The sequence below is a fragment of the Myxacorys chilensis genome, from assembly GCF_059505265.1.
The window spans coordinates 1-2,020 of the sequence record NZ_JCACKG010000050.1; the positions used below are offsets into that span (position 1 = coordinate 1).

Annotated in this window: 2 protein-coding genes; one reads left to right on the plus strand and one right to left on the minus strand. The window is 74.8% G+C overall.

The genetic code is table 11. The annotated features are described in order from the left end of the window. Window positions 1-1,436, plus strand: a 1,436-nt coding sequence (locus tag AC5JLB_RS02475) for an LCP family protein (RefSeq protein WP_495872275.1), incomplete at its 5' end; no start/stop codon positions are given. A 3-nt stretch (window positions 1,437-1,439) separates the two neighbouring features. Here the strand turns inward: AC5JLB_RS02475 and AC5JLB_RS02480 are convergent. Beyond that, the coding region (locus AC5JLB_RS02480; protein WP_495872276.1) for a TetR/AcrR family transcriptional regulator at window positions 1,440-2,020 on the minus strand (581 nt) is incomplete at its 5' end.

Sequence of the window (2,020 nt, forward strand, 5' to 3'; positions counted from 1 at the left end):
TCACGGTGCTGGCGCTCGGGGCCGCCGCCCTGGTCGGCTGGGGTGCGTGGAAGCTGCGGTCCATCGACCGCACCGACGTCGCCCTCGACGACCTGATCGCCGGAGGGCCGGCGAACTACCTCATCGTCGGGTCGGACTCCCGAGCGGGAGGCGACCCCCTCGACCCGGCGGCCGACGTCGACCACGCACCCCTGGCCGACACGATCATGCTGCTGCGCATCGATCCCGCCCGGCGCGACGCCCGCGTGCTGTCGCTGCCGCGCGACCTGTGGGTCGACCTCCGCTCGACGGGGGAGCGGGGCCGCATCAACGCCGCCTACGCCGAAGGTCCGCAGGCGCTCGTCGACACGCTGCGCGCCGAGCTCGGCGTGCCCATCAACCACTACGTGGAGGTGGACTTCCGGGGCTTCCAGGAGATCGTCACCGCGGTCGACGGCGTGCCCCTGTGGTTCGACCGGGCCATGCGGGACCGCAACACCGGCCTCGACGTGCTCCACCCGGGGTGCGTCACCCTCGACGGCCGGGGCGCCCTCGCCTTCGCCCGGTCGCGGCACCTGCAGTACTTCGAGGACGGCGGCTTCACGTCCGACGGCACCGGCGACCTCGGCCGGATCTCGCGCCAGCAGCTGTTCCTGCGCCGGGTGATCGACCGGGCACGGAGCAAGGGCGTGGGCAACCCGCTCACGCTCAAGCGCCTGGTCGACGTCGGGACGGCCAACGTGACCATCGACGACGAGCTGTCGGTCACGGAGCTGCTGGCGCTCGGGCGCCGGTTCTCGGCCTTCGACTCGGCGGCCCTCGAGGCCCACACCCTGCCGGTGACGCCTCGCACGACCGACGGCGGCGCCCAGGTGGTGGAGCTCGACGTCGACGGCGCCGCACCCGTCCTCGACCTGTTCCGCGACGTCGGCCCAGCCGCAGGCGACCCTCGCGCGACCACCACCACCGACCCGTCGGCGCCGCTCGATCCGGGCGAGGTCACGGCTACGGTGCTCAACAGCTCCGGCGAGGAGGGCCTGGCCGTCGAGGTCGCCGACGAGCTGGTGGCCGCCGGCTTCGGGATCGACCACTTCGGCAACGGCGAGGAGTTGGGCCACGCCCGGGAGGCGGCCACCATCGTCCGCCACGCACCGGGCGCCGAGGCGGAGGCACGCACGCTGGCGACCGAGGTCGGCGAGGTCGTCGTCCAGGAGGACACGACCCTCGGTGACGACGCCGTGGTCCTCTTCCTCGGGACGGACTTCACGGGCCTCGACGGCTCGGCGGCGACGACGAGCACCACGACCGCCGACGACCCCGGTGGCTCCGCCGGCGAGCGTCCGGACGGCCCTGCCGGCCCGACGACCTCCACTGCGACGACCACCAGCACGACCCCCGTCACGGCGAGCGTCGGGATGGTCCCGGGCGACCCGCCGCCCGGGCGCTCCTGCGGCTGATCGTCAGCCGGCGGCGGCCAGCTCGGCATCGACGTGGTCGGCCACCCACGCGCCGGCGGCGGCCATGGCCTCGGTGGAGCGCGACGCCCGGCACACCACGAAGGCGCCCTCGAGGGCGGCGAGGTACACCAGCGCCGCCCTGCGGGCGGCGTCGTCGGCGAGCCCGGCGGCGCGCAGGCGGGAGGCCAGCGCCTCCAACCAACCCTCGAAGATCTCGCCGGTCGCACGGCGGAGGCGCTCGTTGGTGCTCGCGACCTCCAGGGCGACCGTGGCGATCGGGCAGGCGTCGGCATAGCCCGACGCCTCGAGGACCGCGGCCGCCGCCGGGAAGCTCCGCCGGATGCCGGCGGCGACATCGGGGGCGTCGTCGATGATCGCCTCCACGAGCAGCTGGTAGCCGGCTCCCGAGGCTCGGAGGGCGGCCTCGGCGAGATCCTCCTTGCCGCCCGGGAAGTGGTGGTAGAGCGAGCCGATGGTGGCGCCGCCGGCGGCCACGACCGCCTGGAGGCCCGTCCCCGCGTAGCCGTGCTCACGAAGGAGGTCGGCGGTGGTGGCGACGAGGCGGTCCCTCGTGTCGTTCTGGC